Origin of the sequence: Dinghuibacter silviterrae, assembly GCF_004366355.1 — a bacterium.
GTDB classification, from domain to species: domain Bacteria; phylum Bacteroidota; class Bacteroidia; order Chitinophagales; family Chitinophagaceae; genus Dinghuibacter; species Dinghuibacter silviterrae.
In genome coordinates this window covers 1495794-1518251 of record NZ_SODV01000002.1, presented here as the reverse complement: position 1 = coordinate 1518251, position 22458 = coordinate 1495794, and the positions used below count along the sequence as shown (strand labels likewise).

The 22458-nt window shown below is 57.5% G+C and carries 13 protein-coding genes; 3 read left to right on the top strand and 10 right to left on the bottom strand.

Features of this window, described 5'->3' with window-relative positions:
* The first annotated feature begins 1 nt into the window (after position 1).
* On the top strand, positions 2-1258 hold the full coding sequence (locus EDB95_RS23525; protein ID WP_133998227.1) for an RNA polymerase sigma factor: 1257 nt from the start codon (positions 2-4) through the stop codon (positions 1256-1258).
* On the opposite strand, the gene EDB95_RS23520 is transcribed toward EDB95_RS23525, so the two are convergent.
* Both EDB95_RS23520 and EDB95_RS23515 read right to left on the bottom strand, forming a co-directional pair.
* Positions 1255-4497 carry a glycoside hydrolase family 38 N-terminal domain-containing protein gene (locus EDB95_RS23520; protein ID WP_133998224.1) on the bottom strand — a complete coding sequence of 1081 codons (3243 nt, stop codon included), beginning with the start codon at positions 4495-4497 and terminating at the stop codon, positions 1255-1257. The genes EDB95_RS23525 and EDB95_RS23520 overlap by 4 nt on opposite strands.
* Before the next feature lie 50 nt (positions 4498-4547).
* Positions 4548-5804: a DUF3472 domain-containing protein gene (locus EDB95_RS23515; protein WP_133998221.1), complete on the bottom strand. Its 1257-nt coding sequence runs from the start codon at positions 5802-5804 to the stop codon at positions 4548-4550.
* 117 nt (positions 5805-5921) lie between these two features.
* On the opposite strand from EDB95_RS23515, the gene EDB95_RS23510 reads away from it, so the two are divergent.
* Positions 5922-8252, top strand: coding sequence for a glycoside hydrolase family 31 protein (locus EDB95_RS23510; protein WP_133998218.1), 2331 nt, complete (start codon positions 5922-5924; stop codon positions 8250-8252).
* A 2-nt stretch (positions 8253-8254) separates the two neighbouring features.
* Here EDB95_RS23510 and EDB95_RS23505 read toward each other — a convergent pair whose 3' ends face one another.
* From EDB95_RS23505 to EDB95_RS23470, 8 genes are all read right to left on the bottom strand, one after another.
* Entirely contained in the window at positions 8255-10681 is a 2427-nt protein-coding gene (locus tag EDB95_RS23505; RefSeq protein ID WP_246073794.1) for an ABC transporter permease, read from the bottom strand.
* Positions 10682-10814: 133 nt separating this feature from the next.
* Positions 10815-12344 (bottom strand): family 16 glycoside hydrolase, encoded by a 1530-nt coding sequence (locus tag EDB95_RS23500; protein WP_133998212.1) that lies wholly within the window; start codon positions 12342-12344, stop codon positions 10815-10817.
* 70 nt (positions 12345-12414) lie between these two features.
* On the bottom strand, positions 12415-13326 hold the full coding sequence (locus tag EDB95_RS23495) for a family 43 glycosylhydrolase (RefSeq protein WP_133998209.1): 912 nt from the start codon (positions 13324-13326) through the stop codon (positions 12415-12417).
* Between the two features lie 4 nt (positions 13327-13330).
* On the bottom strand, positions 13331-14053 hold the full coding sequence (locus tag EDB95_RS23490; protein WP_162852753.1) for a DUF3823 domain-containing protein: 723 nt from the start codon (positions 14051-14053) through the stop codon (positions 13331-13333).
* An 11-nt stretch (positions 14054-14064) separates the two neighbouring features.
* A complete protein-coding gene (locus tag EDB95_RS23485) occupies positions 14065-15969 on the bottom strand; it encodes a RagB/SusD family nutrient uptake outer membrane protein (protein ID WP_133998203.1) in 1905 nt (634 codons plus the stop codon).
* A 10-nt stretch (positions 15970-15979) separates the two neighbouring features.
* A complete protein-coding gene (locus tag EDB95_RS23480; protein WP_133998200.1) occupies positions 15980-19444 on the bottom strand; it encodes a TonB-dependent receptor in 3465 nt (1154 codons plus the stop codon).
* 75 nt (positions 19445-19519) lie between these two features.
* Complete coding sequence (locus EDB95_RS23475) at positions 19520-20743, bottom strand: FecR family protein (protein WP_133998197.1); 1224 nt, start codon at positions 20741-20743, stop codon at positions 19520-19522.
* Between the two features lie 7 nt (positions 20744-20750).
* Entirely contained in the window at positions 20751-21338 is a 588-nt protein-coding gene (locus EDB95_RS23470; RefSeq protein WP_162852752.1) for an RNA polymerase sigma factor, read from the bottom strand.
* Between the two features lie 121 nt (positions 21339-21459).
* On the opposite strand from EDB95_RS23470, the gene EDB95_RS23465 reads away from it, so the two are divergent.
* Positions 21460-22452, top strand: a complete 993-nt coding sequence (locus EDB95_RS23465) for a glycoside hydrolase family 5 protein (protein ID WP_133998191.1) — start codon at positions 21460-21462, stop codon at positions 22450-22452.
* The last annotated feature ends 6 nt before the right edge of the window (positions 22453-22458 follow it).

Here is a 22458-nt window from a genome sequence, read left to right as displayed (position 1 = left end):
GATGTACGACGTTCACCAGTTGGTAGACCATCTTTTCCGTAGGGAAGCGGGAAAGATGGTCTCTATCCTGACCCGCATATTCGGTCTGCACAATGTGGAGCTGGTCGAGGACATCGTCCAGGACACCCATCACCAGGCCCTGTGCGACTGGACCTGCGGCCCGCTACCGGACAACCCCGGCGGCTGGCTGATGACGGTGGCCAAACGCAAAGCCATCAACGCGATCAAACGGGAACGGACGGTCCGCTCGTTCGCGGGTGACATGGACGCCCTGCTGAAATCGGAATGGACGGCCGCGTATACAATGGACAATGTTTTCCTGGAGACAGAGGTCCGGGACAGTCAGTTGCGGATGATCTTTACGTGCTGCCACCCCGCCCTGTCCCCCGAAGCACAGGTCGCGCTGACCCTCAAAACCCTTTGCGGTTTTGGCGTTGCGGAGATCGCCTCCGCCCTGCTCACATCGGAGGCCAACGTCAACAAACGGCTTTACCGCGCCAGGGAAAAATTCCGGAGCGGCGGGATCGACTTTACCGTCCCCTCCGGTCAGGCCTTGTTCGAGCGGCTGGATGCGGTCCTGCTGGTCATCTACCTGTTGTTCAATGAAGGCTATCATTCGTCGGGAAGCAACCTCGCCATCCGCAAAGACCTTTGTCTCGAAGCCATGCGGCTGGGCATGCTCCTGATGGACAAGCCCAGCCTGAAAGGGTATCCTCAAACCCCGGCCCTCATGGCGCTGATGTGTTTTCATACCGCGCGCTTCGAGGCCCGCGACGAGGGGTTGGTCCTCCTGGAAGAGCAGGACCGTTCGCGCTGGGACCAGGATTTGATCGTGGAAGGGCTCCGGTTTCTTTCCGAATCGGCCGGCGGTTCCCACGTCACCGAATACCACCTGGAAGCAGCCATCGCGGCCGAACATTGTCTGGCGCCGCGTTTTTGCGACACCAACTGGAGGAAGATATACGATTATTATATCGCTTTGTTGCGCATCAAACCCTCGCCGGTGATCCGGCTGAATTTGGCGGTTATTTCCTCTATGACCGAGGGACTCCAAGCCGCCATTGCCCAGCTGCACGCGCTTGAAGCGGACGGGTCGCTGTCCGCTTACCCGTTATTGTACGCCTCACTGGGGGAGTTTTACTTCCAGTGTGGGGATAACGAAACGGCGCTCGCGTATTTCGAGCGCTCAATAACGTTTACCCGGGTGCCGGCGACGATCGAGGTGCTGGAGCGGAAAGCATCAGCCTGCCGGCGCTAAGGTTTTAGCAGCAGGTCGACGCGGCCGTAAGCCGGGAGGTGGACCGGCTGGTTACCCAGGGGCGCCAGTATCACTTGGTGTATGTCGCTCCGGTAGACTTTACCCTGTGCTTTTATTTGCGTGATCGCCGGTCTGTCCGAAGGGTTATAGACCTCGACCCAAATCGCCCCCTTTACAGGGATGATCGTTGCGACCACGACGTCCGGATTGCTCAGTCGCAAGGGCGCGTCGATCGTGCCATTCGCGAGCACGGGTGGCGCCTCCGCTTCCTCCCCTCTTTTGTAACAATCCACCAGGCCCCCCGGCCCGTGCGGTTCGAGCACATACCGGAAGCCCACCCAGCCTTCCTGGTCCGCCTTGTAGTTCGTATGCCAGTAGTTGTTGAGGGCGTAGGAAAAATAGGTTTGGGTCGGGGCGAACGTCTTCTTCCATGCGCTCACCGAGGACCCCGGTGCGATCACCTCACTGCGCATGGAGCCCCATTCCATGATGGGCGTCTCCAGGGAACAAAGCGTTACCCCCCAGTCTTTGTTGGACAGGTCCATCCATTTGCCGATATACCCAAAGTCGCGGTTGCCCCCCGCAAGCGTATCGTTGAAGGGCCTGTAGGGAAAAGAACCATTGTCGGCAACCAGGTCGCCGCCAGGCACTTTCATGGGGAAGGCGAAGTGGACAGCTTCTTTGGTTCTTACTTTTACTTTGTCCACACTGTCGATGATGATTAGTTTACCGGTGATGTTGTCCAACCGGTATTCGATTTTTAACGCCCTTGCCCCCGGAGCGTCGGCAGTGAGACGGATGACCGTCAGCAAAGGACCATTTTCTGTTACGTCCAGGCTTTTTACTTTGGCGGTTTGGGCCTCGGAAGGGTCCCTGCCGGGCACGTATTCATATTGGTTAAGACCGTAGTTGCCGTGTCGGACAATGTCGTTCCCTTTCCAGATGAGCGACGTAATGGAGCCGTTGAGCGAGTCTATCTGCAAACGCACATGGTCGTTTGTAAATGTATACCCGTTTTGTGTTGCCCCACCGGTCGGGCTGATATGGGATGATTCCCCGGCCTTGAGGATAACAGCCGAAAAGCCCGGGATGTCGGGGAGGTATACAAGGCGGTCTCCATCCGACAACGTTTGCTGTTGCAGGGGCGAGCCGTCCGCAAGTGTAACGTGGGCCCCTTCAGTAAAACCAGGTATCCGCACCGTAGCGTGGGTGCTCCAGGAATGGGTGTTCACGACCTGGAGTGTTCCCGGCGCCGGTTGAAGGCTTCGCGCCAGGCTATCCGCGGTGACAAGGAAATTTCGCTTAAACTGCCACTGCGCCACGGTAAAAGGATTGTCCGGATCGGAAATGCTGCACCAGGCGCCCCAGGTGTGTTCGTCAAACATGACGACGCCCCGCCACGCCCCCGCGAGGGCGACCGTGTCCGGGGCCGCGCCCCCCAAGGCCTCCAGCGCCTCCGTCTGTTCCAACCCCGCGCGGACGTGCCTGTTCCAGCCCAGTTCCATCCCGGTGGACGCCGCGCCGTCTTCCCAGTAGGGAGACATATCCCCGCTGTATACCGGCAGCTTATTGCCATAGGCTTTCTCTATCGCCGACAAGGCCATCGTGGGTGTCGACAACACCAGCCGCGGATAGATATAGGTCTTGTTCCAGTTCCGGATAAAATCCGAGATCCCCGTATCCAGAGGCGCATTATCGGACACGATGTTGTAGCGTACCAGCGCATACTTATAGGGATAATGCTCGTCATTGAGATGACGGACATACGCCAGCAATCGCTGTGTCAGCCGGGCCGGGTCCCGCGCACCCGGGGTTCCATGGAACCAGGCATAGGAGGAACCCGCCACGTCTGTCAAGACCTTTTGGCCGGTGCCCGGGGTCTTCCAGTAAAAAGGTTTATCCCCCCAGGTACTCAGCACCCCACCGATCCGGTCGGAGTTGTTCGGTCCAATAGAAAAATACTTGATCCCCGCCCGCCCCAGCGCCTGTATCGTACTCCAGGTATACCCGGGCACGTCGGTGATCATGGCGGAGTTCACGGTCACGTGAAACCGCTTTTCCAGGGTCCGGGCATACGCCGTCAGCCACGTCAGTTCCTCGGCATCGAGAAGCCCCGTCAGCTCGTTGGCCAGGAACGCCTGGAGCGTCATCCGACCCGTTCTAAGCGCGTCCCCAAAAGCCTTTACGTCTTCGTCGCTGGCGCTGTCCAGGAAATTTTCCACCGCCCAAAGGCTTTCTATATTCCAGCGGAATTGCGCTGCTTCCGGGTAGTCCTTTGTCTTTTCGATCAGCCGGATGGCCTCGCGGATGTTCCGGTTCTGGATGGCCGCCACCTCCTGTTGCAGGTTTGAATAGCCAATATCCGTGTGCGAGTGATGGACCAGGTGAACCTCCAGGGGTTCCAGAGGGGAGAGTTGAAACGTATCGGACTCTTTTTTGCCGTCGACCTCCAGGGACAGCGTTATCGAGCGGTCCCTTTGGTGATAGGGCACGGCCCATTCCACGTCATTGTAGTCGCTGTGCAGCGCGAAGGTCTTGTGTTGTGCACCCTCGGCGGCCTTTAATAGGCCTTGGGCTTTTGCATAGGTCCCATATATCCGGATCACGCGCAGCGTATCCCCGTTGGGCGCCCGTTTTAAAAGCGGAAAGACCTCCGCCAGGAACCGGTCGCCGATCTGGTACTGATACACCATCAGCCAGTCCTGGTTGTCTTTATGCTGACCGGTGATAGACAACCTTAATGGACGGCCCGGCGTCACCATGGACCGCGGGACCGCCAGCGTAACCCTTCCGCTAACGTCGTTGTTTCCATCCAGCGCTTTTCGTTCGAAGCGGATGGAAACGCCTTTATCATTCCTATAAAACCAACCCGGCTCGCTGAAATTCTTGTGTGTCGTGATCGTCAGCGCCGGTATACCGTCGATGGCCAGATCATAGGGTTCATCCCCCGACGACGTACCGGCGGCGTTCCCTCCTACCCAGCAGAAATAGGCCGTATCCCCTTTGAAATCCTGGGGCACCGCTTCGGTTTCCCAGGTAATGACACCCTGACCCGTATTGGTCCGGGTCAACAACGCCTGGCTGGCCATCGGCGTGTAAGCGCTGTACCCGATGGTTTCACCGGTAATCCGGCGAGTGTAGCCGGCCAGGGTGTCCTGGGCGTGGGCACTGGGGGTGATCCCCCATAAGGGTAACAGGTAGAGGGCAAGTCGCATCGATATGTTCATTTGTTCAGACATATCAAATGTAGGGAATTTTCAATGACATCAAACAAGATACAAAAATCCGACTAAGGCAATTCCGGGGGCGTCTCCTCCCCTGCCGGCCGCTCAAACCGTGTATCGAGCGCCACCCGCTCGTTGAAAAACCCGGCGTTCTTCAGGAAAAACGCCCCGTCCATCACGCCCCCCGCATAGTCCAGGCGATAGCCCTTGCGGGCGGTATTGTCCCCGGTGAAGCGGGCCTGGTGGAGCGGTGTCCAGTGTCCCTGGTCGTCGCCGATCCATTGGTGGTTGAACAGAACATAACGCGTCTTGTCTCCCTGATTGGGCTCGAAATTCTCCAGGAAGGAGTGTAGCCCGGTGAGCCAGCCCCGCGTCTGGGGGCGACTAAAGCTGGCAATCAGGCGCCAGTGGCCCTCCTCCGGGGCATAGAACCAGGCGGTAAAGGCGGTATGTCCGTCGTCCTGCGGCTGGGCCTTCAGTAGAAAGCGGTAAGTGTTCCCGGCCTTCCACATATAGTTCAGGTAGCTCTGGCCACCGGATCCTTCGTTTCCAAATGCGCCCGCGTGCACGCCCTCGCCCTTTTTGAGAAGGATGATGCGAAGGCTGTCTGGGATGGCTTTGGGGTCATCGGTCGTAAATGGACTCCATACGGAGAAAAGGATGTGCCGTTCGGTCGGGGAATTGACCTGCATGCCGAAATACCCTACGGAAAAACCATCCGCCATAAAATATGATCCCAATACGTCCTGTCCCTTCGGTACGGTGACCTCGTTGTAAAACCACTGGATGTGGGTGTCTTTCGGGTAGGTGTAAGAGAGGTGGACCGACGGGCCCCTCCTACCCCAATAAAAGAAGTTGCCTTCGTCGTTCGGGACGTAGGCGGTAGGGCCTTGCAGGGCGGAACCGGTGACCGTCAGGGAGCGGATGTTGGCGAAGACCAGGCCCGTGCGGGTGAGGCCGCGTATGACGACGGCTTGGTAGCCGGTGTCTTTTATAGTCCATTCGCCGGCGTCGAGGTGTAGCGCGCCGGAGGCGTTGATGCGCAGCATCCGGGCGGCGCCGTTTGCCGCGCTGGCGGCGCCCGCCAGGGCAACAGACACCTGGCTCTCTCCCTGCGGCACCTCCAGGTCCACCCACAGGTGGACGGTCCCCGGGGTGGAAACGCGGAAGTAAGTGGTGAACTGCTCGGAAGCGTCGCTCCAGTGTTCGATACCGGCGGCCGGGATGTCGTTCCCGAGGCTGCTCCAGGTGTTGCCCCCCAGGGGGATCACCAGGCTATCGGGCGCCAGGGCGCTGAAGGCGAAAAGTAAAAATGTGTACATACCCTGCAATTTGGGGGTTTTTCGCACGCGCGTACCGCTCAACCGGTTGCGCAAAATTGGTGTAATATCCGGTAATGGGGGGCAGGTTGGTCTCGGATAAATCCTGGATATTGGGATATGCGTCGCCTGGCGTTGTTTTGCCTATGGTGGTCCGTGCTTCGCGCGGACGCACAGGTCCTCCGTACCACGGCGGGGGAGCCTGCCCAGCTTAGTATCCGGAGGGCCGGGGTGCACGGGGTGCGCATCACCCTGAAACCGGTCAGCTATACACCCGATTATCCCTTTTGCCCTGCCCTTGTGGATAGCCCGAAAGAGCCGCCTGTGTTGGTGATCGGGGCCGGCGGGCCCGCCGCGGAACCGGGGGCGGCGAAGACGCCGGGAGCTTCGCGCTCCTGCCGCATCGGCGACCTCACCGTCACCGTACGTCCGTCGCCGCTAACGGTAACGATTACACGTAAGGATGGCAGCCTCGTGCAGCGTTTGACCTTTGGCGACAGCGTTCGCTTCGTACTGGACGGGGCGCCCCTGCTGGGCTTGGGGGAAGGCGGCCCATTGACCCAAAGGGGCGTGGACTGGCGGACCGAGCCAATCGAGTTTGACCGGAGCGGCCGCCTGGACGTGATGCAGCCGCGCTGGCAAAGCGGCGCTTATGGGTCGCGCAACCCGGTACCGCTGCTCATCGGGACAAAGGGGTGGGCCATTTTTGTGGCCTCGCCCTGGGTGCAGGTGGACCTTCGAAGCAAAGGCGCAGGCGTTTTTATTCCCCGGAAAGCCGATACCGCGCGGCAGAACGAAAAGAACCAGGGCCAGGCATTATCCAAGGGCTTGCCGCCCGCGGACGCCACGATCGATGGCCTCTTTGATTGCATCGTCTTCGACGCGAAGAAGCCCGCGGCCTTTATGAAAGACGTCTCCACGCTGAGTGGCCCGGCGGTGCTTCCACCGCTTTGGGCCTTGGGATACATGCAGTCCCACCGGACGTTGCAGGACGAGACCCAGATGATCGCCATCGTGGACAGCTTCCGGGTCAAAAAGATTCCGATAGATGCAGTCATTTACTTAGGCACCGGTTTTACACCCCGGGGCTGGAATACAAGTCAGCCTAGTTTCGACTTTAACCCGGAAGTGTTCCACCGCGATCCGGCGCAAGTGCTCCGGGACTTGCACGACCGCCACGTACGGGTGGTCTTGCATATAGTGCCCTACGACCGGGACAAGCTGCCCTGGTTGCACGGGTCAATTCCCGCCCGGCCGGGGGAGGACCTGAACGCGCCGGGAGGAGGGCCGGACCTGGGGCACATTCAGAATTACTGGGCGCTGCACATCCCGCTCATGCAATCGGGCGCCGACGCTTTCTGGCCGGACGAAGGGGACTGGTTCGACCTGTATGAAAGAATAGCCCGGCACCGGTTGTATTACGAGGGACCGCTCTCCACTTACCCGAACCTCCGCCCCTGGAGCCTGCACCGGAACGGCTACCTGGGGATCGCGCGGTACGGGGGCTTTGTGTGGTCGGGGGACACGGAGTCCTCCTGGAAAACCCTGGAGGGACAGGTGTCGGTCGGGCTCAATTATTCGCTTAGCCTGAGTCCTTATTGGGGGTCGGACATAGGCGGGTTTTATAGTAACCCGGACAAGACGGGTGAGCTTTATGCACGCTGGTTCCAGTTTGGGACGTTTTGTCCCTCTTTCCGGTCCCACGGTCGTACGTGGATGACCAGCCTGCCGTGGGGCTGGGGGTTGCCGGACCGGGGCGTCGTAGAGGATAAGAACTCCGTTTTGCCCACGTCGATGAACAACCCGTTGATCGAACCGGTTACCCGGTTGTATGACGAGCTGCGCTACCGGCTCCTGCCCTATACGTATACGTTGGCCTGGGAAGCGCGGACCCAGGGGATGCCGCTGATGCGGGCCCTTTGGTTGCAGTATCCCGCGGATACCGTGGCCCGGGGCCTGGGAAGCGAATACCTGTGGGGGCGTGACCTCCTGATCGCACCGGTATTTGAGAAAGGCGCCACTCAGCGACACCTTTACCTCCCGCGGGGCCAGTGGTACGATTGGTGGACAAACGACATCACCACGGGCGGCTGTTGGATCGACCGCCCCGTCACCCTATCGGTAATGCCGATTTTTGTGCGTGCCGGCGCCATCATTCCATTGGATACGATCCGGCAGTACACCGGCGAGCACGTCACCACACCCATGACGCTAAAGATCTATCCGGGCGCGGATGGCGACTTTACCCTTTACCAAGACGATGGCATCAGCGAGGCGTATCTGAAAGGGGTATCCACCCACATTAGGATCACCTGGAATGATAAAACCCGTGTGCTGACCCTGCGTACGACCGGGATCGAGCGGCCGCAGCGTTTCCGTGTGGAAGTGGTGGCCGCGGGGAAGGTCGTGGAAATAGCCTACGGGGGCGGCACCCGCACCCTAAAGCTGTAACCTTACACGCTCCGCAACCGCGCAATCGGGTTGGCCCGCGCTGCCCTTATCGCCTGAAAACTGACGGTCCCCAAAGCAATAACGGCGGACACCGACCCCGACAATGCAAACATCCACCAGGCAATCCCCACGCGGTAAGCAAAGTTCTCCAGCCACCGGCTCATGATCCACCAGGACAACGGAAGGGCAATCACAAATGCAATCCCCACCAGTACCAGGAAGTCTTTTGACAAAAGACTGGCCAGGCCTGCGGTGCTGGCACCGAGGACCTTGCGGATACCGATCTCTTTGCCCCTTTGTTCAGCGCTGAAAGCAGCAAGACCGAAAAGACCGAGACAGGAGATCAGGATGGCCATCAGGGTGAAGGCGTTGATGATGTGGGAAAGGGCGATTTCGGTCTGGTATTGTTCCTGTACGGATTCATCCATGAAGGTGTACATAAAAGGTTCGCCGGGGACGTACTGCTTCCATAGCCGTTCGATGGAGGCGAGGAGTGCGTGATAGTCGTTGGTCCGGGTGTTCATGATGATGATGGGCCAGCGCGAATCGATGGCCTGCTGCTTCCAGACCATGAAGTTCTCGATGGTGTCGTAAAGGGCGCTGTAGTTGAAATTTTTCATCACCCCGATGATCTGGACCTCCCGTTGCTGGTCGTCGTAAATGTGCACGCCGATGGCGGTCGCGGGGGTCAGACCCAATTGGTGCGCGTAGGTTTCATTGATCAGGCACTTGCCCGAATCGATGGCGTCGAAGTCGCGGCCGCTGAGCAGGTGAAGGCCGTTGACGCGGGTAAAGTATTCATCCGAGATGACGAAGTTGGTATAGCGTTGGTCGGCGTCGCTCTGGCCGCGTAGGAAAAAGTGGTTGGAGAAAAACGGTGCGCCGCTGTTCAGGTACTGGCTGCTGTTGGTGACCGCCTGTACGCCCGCTATGTTACGTAGCTCGTTTAAAAACGCGGCGACGCGTTCGTCCGGGTCGATGCCCTGGATCTTCAGGACGAGCTTCTGGTCCTTGTCGAAACCCAGGTCTTTATTCTTGATATAATTCAGCTGGCTGTAGATCACGACGATACCGGTAACCAACACGATGGAAAGAACGAACTGGAAGACAACCAGCGACCGCCGGATACCTGCGGCAGATATATGGCTGGTGAAATTGCCCTTGATGACCTTTATAGCCTGGAAAGCGGAAAGGTAGAATGCAGGGTAGCTCCCCGCCACAAGACCGGTAATCGCCATCAGCGCGAGCAGCACACCCCACAAACGCGGATCGGCGAGGAGACCGGGTTGCACCGAGGCGCCGGTAATACCGTTGAGATAGGGCAACAGCAGGACCAGCAGAAGTACGGAGAACAATACACCGATGACGGACAGCATGTATGACTCTCCCAGGAACTGGCGCACCAGGTCTCTCCTATCTGCCCCGATCACCTTGCGCACGCCGACTTCCTTCGCTCGTTTGGATGCCCGGGCGGTGGACAGGTTCATGAAGTTGATACAGGCGATCAGTTGGATCAGGAAGGCGATCAACAGCAGGATATTCAGGAAGACCGGGTTGATGTTCTTTACAAAATCAAGCCCCTTCCATTCGGGTGAGGTGTGTACCGACGTCAATGGCTGGAGGTGGAGCCGGTCAGTCATATTGAATTGCATGTACTGGGCGGCTGCTATCCGGTTGACGAGCGCCGGCAGTTTTTGTTCCAGAACCCCGGGGTCGGCATCGGGTCTGAGGCGGACAAAAGAGTTAAGGTAGTTGTTCCGCGTCCAGGTCGTCGATGTCAAAGCATCATTGCCCAACGGGCTGCCGGTCAGGTTGACGACAATCTGGGGGTTTATGACGGATTTACCCAGGCTTTCGTCTATGATAGCACGGACGATGTAATCGGTTTTGCCGTAGATATTTTCGATGGTGATCGTCTTTCCAACGGGATCTTCGGTCCCAAAAAGCCGGTCGGACAGGCTCCTTGTCAGCACGGCCGAAAACGGCCTGGACAGCGCGGTGGCGGCGTTACCTTCCTGGAAATGATAGGTGAATACGTCGAAGAAGGTGGAGTCGACCAGGGCGGCTGATTTCTCCGCGATCACTTTTTGGCCGTAGTGGAGGAGCTGGGTGGAAGCCCCAATGTACGGTATGACCCGGGTGTACTGCGCTATCTCGGGGAAATTTTGCGCCATGGAAGTTACGATCGGTGCAGCGGTGGTTGAATTCTTAAACGTCTCCCCCGTTTTCAGCTGGGTCACGACCTGGTCTACCCGGTAGATGTCTCCGGCGTCTTTGTGGTGCCGGTCGTAGCTGTACTGGTCGACCACGTACAGGACGATGTACAGACAGCACAGGGTGCCGGCGGTAAGGCCGAAGATATTGATGGCGCTGAAGAAGCGGTTCTTACGCAAGAAACGCAGCGCGGTTTTGAGATAGCTTTGGAGCATACGCAAAAACCGCGCGAAGATAATGCCACAATATAGACGACACTATTTCAATCAGTTGCGCACCCGCTCCTGTTCGCTTTCGATACAATAAGTGTCCGGATCGACGCGATGGGGCCCGCGGCCCCGCCGCGGGCTACTTCAACTCCTTGATCTTGATACTCCGGAAATCCACATGAAACCCATGGTCCTGCAACAGGATGTGCCCCTTATCCGCCTCACCGAAATGATCCCATACCTTGTACTTGCTGATGGCGACGAGGTCTTCGAATTCCTTGGACTTGCGGACGTAAGAAAGGACCTTGACGCCGTTGAGCCAGTGTTCGACCCGGTTGTCGGGGTAAACGACGATGCGGCCGGTGTTCCATTCGCCGATCGGGCGAAGACAGCTTTGGGGTTTGTTGGCCGGGATGAGGTCGTACAGGGAAGCCAGGGTGCGGTCGCCGTTGCGGCCCAGTTTGGCGTCCGGGTGGACGGAGTCGTCGAGGATCTGGTATTCAAGACCGATGGCGGAACCACCGGTTTGCTCTTTCAGGGTGACAAAATATTTTACACCGCTGTTACACCCCCTGCTCGTCCTGAACTGGAAGCTAAGGTCGAACGCGCTGTATTCGCCGGTGGTGACGATGTCCCCCACATTCTTGGCTTCTTCGCCCCCGGAGCCCTGGATGGTAATCATGCCGTCCCTGACGATCCAGCCACCGGTTTTGGTGGGGAAAACGTCCTGATGCGCGCCCACCCAGCCGTCGGAGGTCTTGCCGTCGAAGAGCAGCTTCCAGCCGGCTTTGCGTTCGGCGGGGGTCAGGGTGTTGGGCACTTCAAGCTGCTTAAGAAAAGCGATGCTTTCCGGCACCTGTGTTTCCGAGCGGTCGCTCTCATCTTCGATATAGTAGTGCCCGACACCGGCTTTCTCCGCGGCGGCGATGATCGAAGGCATGTCGATCTGACCCGTGCCTAAAACCACGTCGTTGTTGCCGGAAGTACCGCCGGTATTGCTGCCGGGGATGCCGATTTTGAGGTCTTTCAGGTGCAACGCCTTGTACCTTGTAGGATACTTGTACAACAGCCCCGCGGGATCCTGACCGGGGAAATATGCCCAAAGGACGTCGAGTTCAAAATTGACATAGGCAGGGTCCGTCTGGGTGACCAGCAGGTCGTACAACGTGCCCTGACCATAAGGCACGAACTCATACCCGTGGTTGTGGTAGATGAGCGACAGGCCATATTTTTCCTTCAAAATCTTGCCTACTTTATTAAAATCCGCGATGGCCTGTTGAACCCCCTCCAGGGTAAAGTCTCCCTTGTGTGGAATCCAGGCGACCCGCACATACTGCGCGCCCAGGGTCTTTGCGGCGGAAGCCACGTCATCGGTTTTGTTCAGGAGGTCGTCGTACCCCACCCCATACGAGCTACAGTACAGCCCCCGGTCGTCCAGCATCTTTCGCAACGCCGCCGGCGTCTGGCCAAAAAGGCTGGAGAACTCGATGTCCTGGAGTCCCTGGGCTTTGATCATGTCCAGGGTGCCGGGTACATCCTTGGCGAACTGGTTGCGGTAGGTAAAAGAAACAACACCGGGGTGGCGGGCGGTGGACGTTTGTCCGGCAATCGCGTGGACCGTGGTGGCCAGGGAGAAAAGGCCGATCAGGGTCAAGGTTAACTTTTGCATAGGGCAATTTAGAAATTTTCCCCGGAACCGCCGCTCATCGCACTGCCGCTCATCAATAAGATAGGGCCCCCTAGTGCGTCTGCACCACCATCTTTATGGACCCGTCGGGGTTATAATACAATTTGTCTACACAGACGGACCTTAGCCAATCATTGTGCGACAAGTTGCTATTGTGGTAAAACGCATACCACTGCCCCTTGTACTGGACGACAGACCCATGGTCGGTATAACTGTCCGTGGGTGTGATATAAATCCCCCGGTAGGTCCAGGGACCTAAGGGGTTGTCGCTGGTGGCATACCGCATCTGGTTGTGCATGCCGGCAGAGTCGTGGTTGTCGGAGTATGTGAGGTAATACACCCCATTGTATTTATGTACCCAGGTTGCTTCGTGGAAATCCACCAGGCCTTCCATGGGTTTCATATCGCCGTCGATGTCCATCATATTGTCTTTGAGCTTGCCGCCTTCGCAGTGGCCTCCTCCTCCATAATAGAAATAGGCCTGACCGTCGTCGTCAACAAACACACAAGGGTCGATCATGGACTTTAAACCCGTGATAAAGCCCTGGACGGTAAACCCGCCGGCCGGGGATTTGCTGGTGGCCACGCCGATCTTCCAGGTGTGGTTCCAGTCGGTGCCGCTGGGGTGGGGAAAATAAAAATAATACGTCCCATTTTTATACGCACAATCCGGCGCCCACATGAAACCGCCTTCCTTGCGGCCCCAGGGGACCTGGCTGGAATTGAGGATTTCACCGTGGTCCTTCCAGTGGACCATATCGTCGGTGGAATACACATGGTAGCGATCCATGAGGTCGCATCCCCGGGGCGGTGCGACGTCGTGCGAACAATAAATGTACAACCGGCCGTCCGCCCAAACGTGGGCGGACGGGTCGGCGGTGTACATGCTGGTGATGATGGGGTTGTGCTGGGCTGCAACCACCAGCGGGGCCAGGACAACGGCCGTACAGAGGAATCGGATCATATTGTTATTTTGTCGGTACATCCACTTCTACGATGGGGCTGAAATTATACTTCCTGTAGCTGTCATTGACGCGCACCCCGAGCCGGGCGAAATAGGTGCGGCCCGCGATCAATCCGTGAACCACCAACCGGTAGGTCGTCGCCGCGATCGTGGCGTTCCAGTTGCTGTTGATCGCAGCCAGGTTGTAGCTGCCGTTGGAGGGGTCGGAAATCGTAAAGTTCGTGATAAAGGCGCCACTGCCAACGAACTCCGTCGAATTCACAAAAGGCCAGATTTCCAGTATTTCGGGCAGGCCGTTTTGTCTCGGCGCCATGAGCTGACAGGTCATCACCAGTGAATCGGCGCTCAGGGTATCGGTGAAATGGGTGATCTCCAGGTAGGGCACGACCGTAAAATTCTGGCTGGTCGAACCACCGATTTGGGTCACGACACTGTCGGTCGGCCAGAAAGCGCCCTGGGTGGGGAGTACACTGTACTGCCCGCTGTAGATCCGGGTATCTTCAAAAGAGCCGTCGGGTTTGGTGGGTATATAGTAGGGATCGGGGGTACCGCTCCAGCTCAACTGTTTGAGCATGAGTGACGCGCCGCCGGTTTCCGTTAAAAGATTCTTTCCCGTTACGCTGTCGATCAGGTTCCCCTGGTAGGTCGAATTCGGGGCGGCATAGTTATCGGTCTTGGCGCAGGAATAGGCGGCAAGGACCAACGCTGCTATCAAAAAATTTTTCATGCGCATAAGTTTTAGTACCCTGGATTGTTGGGATACAGATTGGGATTCTTTGCCAGCTCACCGCCCGGCAAGGGTTCATAATACCAGATTTTCTGGAAGGTATAGGTCCGTTGGAAAGTTTCTATCTGCTTCAGGAAAATGAATTTGTTTTCCGAAGAGATATAGTAGGGCATCAGGCCGTACAGTTTCCGGTTATCCAACACCTGGTCGGCAATCCGCCACCTCCGGATGTCCCACCAGTACTGGTGTTCGAAGGCCAGTTCCTTGTCGCGTTCGTTGCGGATGGTGTCGATCGTCATACTGTTGGTCGCTTCCACGGCACCGGCCCGGTCCCTGATCGCGTTGATGTCCGCGAGCGCGTCGGCGGTATTGCCCAGTTCATAAGCGGCTTCGGCCCGGTTTAGCAACACTTCCGCATACCGCATGTCGATATAGCTTTGGGTGCTCTGGTACAGACCGCAGGCGGAGGCGGGCGCATTGTAGTTGATGTACTTCCGCAAATAGAAACCGGTACGGGTATTATCGTCACCCGTGGACGGGTTGAAACCCGCCCTTCCGATCACGTTATGACCGGCATACACGTTATTCGAGCTGGAGCTAAAGATCAGGTTGACACCCGCGGCGGTATCTGGATATTGCCCATACACGTCGTTGGGTGTATTGAGGTTATCGCTCAGTTCCTGTGCGGCACTGCCGGTAAACGTTTTATAGATTCCTCTTTGCTGGTCGAAGGTTTGTCCACGCAGCGTCATGCCCGGGAAATAAACGGTCGCGAGCAACCGGGGTTCGAGACCATTGGTAATATCCGCCAGGTTGTTAAACCGTGTGGGCGTCCCGTCCGCGTTGACGATGGGCAGCTCGCCGTAGCGTTCCACATAGTCGTAGTCGGGATACGCCCTGGAAAGACCGTCGCCCGTCATGATGCGGCAGGTCATCGTGGCGTCCCAGCTGTGCGGCCCGGAGTTGTCGCTGTTCAGGTTGGGATCGGACTGGGAATACTGGCGGATAAAGATCTGCTCGTTGTTGGGTTTCAGGAACAGGTCGACATAGTTCTGTTCCTTGTCGGGATAACCGCCCGTGTACAGGCTGAACTGTCCTTCCACCAGCTTGGCGGCGTCATAAGCCGCCTGGAAGAACGTATTCGCGTCCCCCGCTGGGATACCTACCAAACCTGCCGCTCTTGCTGGCCCGTCGACATAGTTGGCCGCGCCATACTTCGCAATGGTCGCCGCGTACAACATGGCCCTCGACTTATAGGCCATGGCCGCGTATTTGCTGGCGGCGCCCTGTTCGATCGACGGGTTGCCGCTCGCCCCCGGTACCCACATCAGGGAGTAGGCGGTGTCAAAGTCCGCGCCGATAAATTTATAACAGTCCTCCTCCGTGTTCCTCGGCACCTGGAGGCTGGCGATGCTGGCATTGGGATCCACGACAGTCTTGACGATGGGAACACCGCCATACCGTTTTACGATGGCAAAATAGGTATACGCCCTGCAGAAGTAGGCTTCCCCCAGCCATTCGTTTACCTGGGCCGGTGTATAAAGGCTGGCGTATTTGGGGAGGTCGTTGATCAGGATGTTGATCACGCGGATCCGGTCGTAGGGCCAGAATCCAAAACCGGTGGCCGCGTCACCGGTACCCCCGAAGGGACCCGCCATTTCGCCGTCAATGGCATCGGTATGATAAAAACACTGCCAGCGTCCCCCGTTGCCCGTCATAAAGCCGCCGTTCGGCTCGTACACGAAGTCTTCCATGGGCAGGAACGTATAAATATTGGCCAGGTACGCTTCCACACCGTTGGCGGAGCTGAAGACCTGGTCTTCGCTGATGATGTTCAGGGGGGGCACATTCAGCTTGTGGCAGGATGCCAGGATGTATGCGGCCAGTATCGTTATGGTATATTTAATTTTTTTCATGTTGTACATTTTAGAAGGAGACGGAAGCCCCGACGCTAAAGGTTCTGTTTTCCGGATACAGGTAACCGCCTTGCGAAATATTCCAGTCTTGGTTGATCCGCGAGTCCCCCGCCGAAGTCGATCCGGTGACACCGGGGTGTTCCGGGTCGCTGTATTTCAGATGGGTGAACGTGGCGAGGTTATAGCTGTTGACATACACGCGCAGGTTTTGGATACCTACCCTGGTCAGCAGCTTCCGGGTCAGGGAATAGCCGATCTCCAGCGTCTTGATCCGCAGATAGGAGGCATTCTGAACGGCAGCGGTACCCTGTGCTTCGGTCGAACCGGTCGTAGGATAGTACCCCGGCACCCACACCGTATTCGGGTCGAACATATTGGCATTCGGGTCTTTGGGGTGCCACCTGTCCATGAACTCGACCAGCGCGCTCCGCTGATACATCAGCGGTTGTGACAATTGTTCCGCGTATTGTACATGGAAGTCCGTCGAACCCTGGAACAGCACGGAGAGGTCGAAATGCCTCCAGCTCGCGCCCAGCGTCAGGCCATAGTTGAGCAGCGGGAGATCCCGGATGCCGATGGGCACCATGTCCTTCTGATCGATGACGCCGTCGTGGTTGACGTCCTTATAGTAGTAGTCGCCGGGAACGACATTCTGGTTGCCGCCGCCCGTATTGGCCTCATATTTTTGTATCTGCGCATAGCTCGTGAACCGGCCTTCGGCGATATAGCCCCACCAGATGTTCGTGTTGCGGCCCGTCAGCGAGTACAGGTATTGATCGTACTGGCTGCTGGCGCGCGTTTCCTCCTGGAAGGCATACCGGTTTCTGCTGTAGCCGATGTTAAAGGCGACGTTATAGGAAAAATCGCGGATGGAGTGCCGGTGTGTCAGCGTGAGCTCCACCCCTCTTGTCACGTCTCCATTCAGGTTGGCTTGCAGCGGCTGCAAACCCGAGGTTCCGGGTAGCTGGGCATTTGGCGTAGCCGGTATACCCGTCCGCGTACGCTTGAAGTAGTCAAAGCTGCCGCCGATAAGCCCGTTGTACAGGTCGAAGTCCGCCCCGATATTAAAGGTCTTGGACACCATCCAGGTCAGGCCTGGGTCGGGTATCCCCTGGGACACCACACCACCGGTATAGGAACCGTTGAGGACCGCACCCGGACCCGGGTAGGAATAACCCGATACCCATTGGTAGTTCAGGGCCCCGTCGTCCCCCAACTTACCGTAAGACGCCCGGACCTTCAGGTTGTTCAATATGCTCGGGGCGATCAGCTTTTGCAGGAACGGTTCATTACTGATCCGCCAGCCGACCAGGGCTCCGGGGAAAAAGCCCCAACGCCCGGTGGGGCTGTATTTGCTGGAACCGTCGTCCCTGAAGGAAAATTCCGCCAGGTACCGGCCCTTGTAGTCATAGTCAAACCGGCCGATGATGCTTTTCGTCACCTGGTTGACCAGACCGCTACCGTCTTGCAGGGCTTTCAGGTAATTATAGTCACCGGCGTTCCCGGCAAACAGGTAGGGTATGCCCAGGGAAAAGCTTTCCTGCGCCTGGAAGTTGTCGCCTTTGCCATAGTTTTCTTCATACAGCATCAGGCCCGTGACGTTATGCGCCCCTGCAAACTGCCGGTGGTAGTTCAAGGACAGTTGCATCAGCGTATTGGTATTGGTATAGTACTGGCGCTGCACCCAGGAAGGCGAAGACACCGTGGTCGCGTCATACACGTTGTTGATGGCATCATAGGTGTACAGGTTATGCGCCTGGTTGATGATCGTATTGTCCGATACGCTATAGCCATAGTTATACATCCCCTTTGCCATCAGGCCGGGGATACCGGGGACGTCGTATTCCAGTTGCATCTGCCCCTGAAAGTTGTTGTTCTTGTACGTATTCTGACCAACCAGGTTCGAATTCGTCATCACCACCGGGTTGCTGTTGTCCGGCTCCAGGTGGGGGTACAGCGGGTTGTTGTTGGCATAGATCGGGTCCGTGGGCAGCAGGTTTTCCGCATACTTGAAGATGGTCCACACCGACGCGTACGGCGCGTTTTTGGTGTCCGAATACCCGGATACCAGCACCGCACCCCTTAACCGCTTGGTGAAATTGAGGTTGACATTGCTTCGGAAGTTCCACCGGTCGTAGTTGATGCTGTTCGTCTTGAACAGGCTGCCCTGCGTCATATAGCCCAAGTCAAAAAAGTAATTGACCTTGTCGCTGCCGCCGGTCATATTCAGGTTGTGCTGTGTTTCCGGGGCAAAAGGCCGGGTAATCGCGTGCATCCAGTCGGTGGATTGCAGTTTGCCCGTGGCGTATTCCTGGATAAGGCTATCGGAAAAAGCGGGGGGCGCTGTCGACACGATATTGGTCTGGTAATTCCGCTTGATGGATTCGTTATACAGCTCCATGTATTGCGCCCCATTGACTGTTTTGGGCACGTCCAGGAATTGCTGCCAGCTCTGGTTGAAGGAATAATTAATATTAAATTTCCCGTTGGCGTTCCGGGCGCCGCGCTTTGTCGTCACGAGGATGACGCCGTTGGCGGCCTTCACCCCGTAGATAGCCGCAGAGGCATCCTTCAACACGGAGATGTTGTCGATTTCGGAAGGGTCCATCCGGGAAAAGTCACCGCTGCTGCGGGGAACCCCGTCGATGATGATCAAGGGGGGGCTGGGGCTTTCGGTGGCATTGCTGCCAAAACCCCGGATGTCATACGCCGTATTGAAGGACCCCGGTTCCGAGCTCATTTGCTGGATACGCATGCCCGGCACCTTGCCTGTTAGCATATTGACGACGTTCTCGTTTTTGGTCACCACCAACTCGTCGGACTTGACCACGGAGACGGCACCGAGCACATTCACCTTTTTTTGCGTGCCATACCCGACGACAACCACGTCATTCAGGCTGTTGTCCAACACCTTCAGCGTGATGACCATCGTTTTGGAAGCGCCGACCGTCTTTTCCTGTTTCGCAAAGCCGATATAGGAAAAAACAAGCACGTCTTTGTCCCCCGGAACATCGATCGAAAAGTGACCTTCCGCGTCCGTTGTCGTGCCTTTGGTGCTGCCCTTGATGAGCACACTCACGCCCTCGATCGGGGCACCTTTTTCATCCCGAACGACGCCATGTACCACGGCCGGTGGTTGTTGTACCGCAGGGGTTGTTTGCTCGGGCGCCATCACGAGAATCGTCTTGTCGTCGATCTTGTAGCGCAGGTGCGCGCTTTGGAAACAGGTCTCCAGTATTTCGGATAGGGGCGCATTTTTCAAGTGGACGCTGACCAGGGGAGCCCCCGCCAGGACGTCGTCGTTATACATGAACTGGTAGTCCGTTTTTTTCTGGATGAGCTCGAACACCTTTGACAAAGGCGCGTCTTTGAGCGAGACCGTCAGCCGGGGCTCCTGGGCGGGTCTCCCGGCGGTTAAGCCTATCGTTCCCAAAAACGCCAGCAAGAGGCATACGGCCTGTCTGATTTTATTCATAATGCAAGCAAGTTTTGTATGAATGGAAACAACCAGAGGAGCAAAGTGGGTGAAAGGAGGTAGGAAAAAAATGGTTTATTGTCCTTTCACCGTAAGCGTCAGCCCCGACTGCTCGAAGGTGACACGGTAGGTCGACTCCAGCATACGCAGGAGTCCTGTGATATGGTCGTCGCGTTTGACCCGCCCGGTAAAGCGCAGGCTTTTATACTTCGGATCCTCGAAACGGAAGTCCACATTATACCAGCGCGACAGCTTCCGGCATATACTTTCCAGGGGCTCGTGCTCAAACACAAAAAGCCCGTTCCTCCAGGCCAGCGCTTCTTCCAGGTCGGCGTCGCCGCTTTCTATTTTTTGACCCGTGGTCACGGTCGCCTGCATGCCGGACTGTAGCACGACGGTGCCTACTTTTACGCTGCCGTCCACCAGGGACGTCCGTTCGTAGGGTTCGTCCTTATAGGATTTTATGTTGAAGCAGGTCCCCAGTACCGTCACTTCCGTCCTGGGGGTTTCTATGATAAACGGATGCGCCGCGTCCCTGGCGACTTCCAGGTAGGCTTCCCCTTCCAGCCAGACCTTTCGTTCCCGACCCGTAAACCGCGTGGGATAACGGATGCTGGAGGCGGCGTTCAGCCACACCTTCGTACCGTCCGACAAAACCAATTCGTATTCCCCACCCCGGGGCGTGATCATGGAATTGAATTCCGCATTTTCATTGAGGTTGGCGCCGGCATTCGCATATTTTAGCTCGGTTTTGGTCGTGGCGGCCTGCGAGCCGTCGTCCTCCCGTATGGTGTCCTTTTTATTGCCGCCCAGTGCGAGGACGCGGCCGTTGCCTAAGACGAGTTGTGCCTTGGCGGCGCCCGGATGGATGTCGTCGAGGGTTTTCGCCGCGATCGGCGCCGGGGCGGGGTGCGGGGCCTCCCTGCGGTAGGCGAAGATGGCTATGGCCGCGAGGATGGCGGCGGCGGCCGCATAGCGTGCCAGCGCGAGCATCGGTCGGCGCGGGGGCGTGGTGCGCTCCGCCGCGGCGGGTTCAGGCTCCCCCGGCACCGCATCCTCGGGTGCGGAACGGATGGCGGACAAAAGTTTCTGCCAGGCGATCCCGGGATCCCCCTCCTTAAAGCCGTCCAATTGCTGTTGTACGTATGACTCCCGTGTCAGGTTCTCCCAAAGGATACGATTCCGGTGGTCCTGTGTAACCCAGGCGTCCAATCTGGTCCATTCCTCACTGGAAATCTCCCCTTTTAGAAATTTGCCCGCCAGTTCCGCAATATCGAGATATGACTGTAATTCGTCCATCGCTCCTTTAAAAACAACCGAAAGGGCAAAACGGGTGACAGAAGAGGACACCCCACAGGCAAAAAAACAGGAAATGTCGCAGCCCCAGCCGCAGCATCCGCAGGCCGCGGAGCTTTTGGGTTTTGATGGTATTAATAGATACCTCCAGGCGGCGGGCCGCTTCGTGGTTCCGCAGGCCTTCGAAATAACAAAGGTGGATGACTTCCCGGCAGCCCTCCGGCAGCCGGTCGAGGGCCGCGCGTACATCCGCCAGGACCTCGGCCTCGATCATCCGGTGGAGGACCGTTTCTCCGGCGAGGCCGGACTGCAGAAACGGTGCATGACGGGCAACGACTTTGTCGTGCTTCAATAAATTACGGCTGCTGTTTTTGACGGCCAGGTAAAGAAATGCCTTGACGGCCCGGAGGCTGTTAAACCCCTCCTTTTTGGACCATAATTGTATAAACGCCTCCTGGACGACGTCTTCCGCCTGGATATCGTTTTGGGTGATACCCCGGGCAAAAAAACGAAGACGTTCATAAAAAAGGTCGAATATATGCTGGAGCGCCTTTTCGTTCCCGGCATTGAATCCGGCCATGCAGTGCAATTCCTCCATAGACAGTCGGTGAAGCTTTAGCAAGTGATCGTCACCACTAAATAAAGATGACTGCCTTAATGGATGCCTTAATAAGCCCCTAACGGAAGAACTAATGTCAAAATGACGCACCTTTGTGCCTATGTCGCTCCGTTCCAAGTTCTTTTTTGCACTACTTGCCCTGGGCCCCCTGACCCTTCGGGCGCAAACCCTCCCCCGCATCCACAGCATGGGGAACCGTTTTGTCAATACCCAGGGAGATACCGTCCTTTTCCGCGGTTTGTCCGTGGCCGATCCCGATAAGATCGAACGGGAGGGACACTGGAACCCGGCGCTTTTTGAACACGTCCGGGATATGGGGGCCACGCTGGTCCGTCTCCCGGTCCACCCCTCCGCCTGGAGAGCCCGAACACCCCAACGCTACCTGGTCCTTTTGGATTCCGCCGTACGCTGGTGCGGCCGCATCGGCCTGTATGTGGACATCGACTGGCACTCCATCGGCAACCTGGAGACGGGGCTTTTCCAGGACCAGATATACAACACGAGCCTGCAGGAGACCTTTTCTTTCTGGCGGACCATCGCCCAACACTTCACCGGCAACAGCACCGTTGCCTTTTACGAGCTTTTTAACGAACCCACCACCTATAACGGCCAACTGGGCCGGGTCAGTTGGTCCACATGGAAAAAGACCAACGAGGACCTCATCCACCTGGTCCGGTCCTTCGACCGCCAAACGGTTCCCCTGGTCGCCGGTTTTGACTGGGCGTATGACCTGACGCCCCTGCACGAAGAACCCATCGACGCCGAGGGGATCGGCTATGTGGTACACCCCTACCCCTTCAAACGCGGTCAACCCTGGGAGCCCCGCTGGGACGAGGACTTTGGTTTTGCCGCCGGCAAATACCCCGTCATTGCCACCGAGATCGGCTTTGAATGGAAGGAAGGCGACCCCGCCGACGGCGCGGAACACTACGGCACCCGGATCACCCAATACCTGGAGCAACACGGCATCAGCTGGGTGGCATGGGTGTACGAGACCACCTGGTGGCCGGGGATGCTGAAGTCATGGGATACCTGGGAGCTGACGGGGTGCGGGAGGTTCTTCCGCGGGGCGATGCACGCGGCGGGGCGCTGACGCGCG